Annotated in this window: 1 protein-coding gene; it reads right to left on the bottom strand. The window is 41.9% G+C overall.

Annotated features, from left to right (window positions below; translation table 11 throughout):
- Positions 1–87 precede the first annotated feature (87 nt).
- Positions 88–1,761, bottom strand: coding sequence for a group II intron reverse transcriptase/maturase (ltrA, locus tag SST111_RS09525; protein ID WP_099810966.1), 1,674 nt, complete (start codon positions 1,759–1,761; stop codon positions 88–90).
- Between the last annotated feature and the right edge of the window lie 461 nt (positions 1,762–2,222).

The following is a 2,222-nucleotide window of genomic DNA, read 5'->3' as shown; positions in this document are numbered from 1 at the left end:
TAGTCGAGTAGGTTAGTGGTATTACTACCACCTTCCTCTCTAAGAACCGTACGTGAGAGTTTCCCCTCATACGGCTCAAGCATTTCATCACTCTTTCGAGAGGCTCTCAATAAATAGTCGCTGACAGTAGCTATGCACATAAGCCATATTATCAACTTCTTCCACACCTCCCTTTGATTTTGGAACTTTAACGAAAATTTCTCTATCTTCTCCAAGTTCCATCGGGAGTCCACAGTGATGACAGCGTCCGTCTTGTTTCTTCCAAACAAGTTTAAAACGACCTGTCAACCGTTTCATACCATGATTAAAGGTTCGTTGAGCAAAATAGTCTATATCCAAGTAAGGATTGGCATTTTCTCTGACTTTTGTATGTCTGACGATAGCAGTATGGTCAACTCGAATGAGTTCTTTATCGCCTGAAGCGAATACCCAACTTCGATTGCCTCTTCTATGCCAATACTTGGTCGAAACCCACCACTGGCCTTTCTTTGGATGACGACGTTTTGCCCATCGCCACAATAATTCGTATAAATGATAGTCCAGATAGGAGAAGGCTTCACTAGCACACACGGATTGGTGGTAGTTTGTCCATCCTCTTATCTGTTGATTTAGTTTCATGATTAAGACTTCTTGCTCCCATGCTTTTCCTCGCTTGAGGATGGTTTCTGAGAATTTACCAATAACAGTTTGAATAGAATTCTTAGATGGTTTTACAATCAATTTCCCCTTGTACTTCCGAAAATTCCAACCAAGTAGGTCGAAACCATCGTTGATATGAGTTACCAATGTCTTTTCCTCTGACAGCTCTAAACCTCGTCCAAGCAGAAACTCTCTAATCAATTCTTTAGCCTCTAATGCAATTTCTTGTGTCGCAGCTGTGACGATAAAATCATCCGCATAACGGACAAGATTGACCTTATGGCTATTCTTGAATCGAAGGTCAATTTTTCCTAAACGATTGGTATGAAATCTATCTGATAAGACTTGTTGTAATCCATCGAGTGCCATATTGGCAAGGATAGGCGAAATGATACCGCCTTGTGGCGTGCCGTCTTCCGTTGGGAATAACTCACCCTTGAACACAAAACCTGCTTTAAGGAATTGTTTTAAGATAGATTTATCCATCGGAATGTTCTCTAAGAGCCAGTCATGACTGATGTTGTCAAAACAGCCTTTGATGTCGCCTTCTAAAATCCACTGAGGAGAAGCTTTTCGTGATAGTGCTGTGAAGATATATTCACAAGCATCTTGACAGCTTCTTCCTTTTCGGAAGCCGAATGATTTAGTATCCGCGGTTGTCTCTGCAACAGGTTCTAATGCTAAAGCATAGAGTGCCTGCATAGCTCTGTCGTACATAGTCGGAATCCCTAATGGACGTTTCTTCTTTTTCCCCTTTTTGTCGATGTAAACCCGTCTTAACGGACTGGCTTTATAGCCTTTGTCAGTTAGAGATAGGAGAGCCTCCATCTTTTGAGTAGGGGTCGTCCACAGTTCACCATCTACACCAGCTGTTTTCTTACCTTTGTTAGTCGTTACTCGACGAACGGCAAGTGCCTTGGCATAGAACGAATGGGTTAGTAAATATTGAAGTCTCTTCACTGTGTTAGTGTGTTTGGCTTGAGTAGCCTTGACAATCCTGATTTGTAGCCTATTCACTTCTTGTTCTGCTCTCTTCCAATCAATGCTTTTCCATTGTTTCGCAAGCAGTTGCTTGTGTGATAACTTCTCAGCTGGTGCTGTCGTTGAATGTTTATCATTCATAGGTTTACCTCCATTTTTGTCATGAAATACCATAGGATAAGTCTGCACCCTTTCAGGTCAGGGCAAAGTTTGAACCCCTATCTCCTACCATTACAGTTGGAGCATTCGCTTTTTATCCTTTCCTCTACCCTCTGTATCGTCTATCCCTCTTACGAGTTCTATACCTTCTATCGATTAAAAGGAATACATAGGGCTTACCAAGTTCCGTGTTATAAATAATTGTGAATACCTTAGGTGCCATCTTTGAGCCGGGAAGAATGTGTCCATTTGTCATCAGGTTATGAAAGCCCCAATGACCTCCTCCGTACCTTTTGGTGTAAGTGTATCAGCCTTATTTCACTTAGTCCCTGTAACGACTCTTGCGATGGTTCACGTCTGTTCACCATAGTATTCTTATCCTAACAGTCCATCCGATTTTAGGCTATCAGACTTTCCATATTGTCCCACAGGCTTCCCAACAT

Origin of the sequence: Streptococcus suis YS161, assembly GCF_002760245.1 — a bacterium.
Taxonomy (GTDB): Bacteria; Bacillota; Bacilli; order Lactobacillales; family Streptococcaceae; genus Streptococcus; species Streptococcus suis_I.
Note: the sequence above shows the minus strand (reverse complement) of the source record. Positions and strands in the feature narration are given on the sequence as shown.

Coding starts and splice junctions, on each gene's coding strand:
- ltrA (WP_099810966.1), bottom strand. CDS start 1,761: ATGAATGATAAACATTCAACGACAGCACCAGCTGAGAAGTTATCACAC.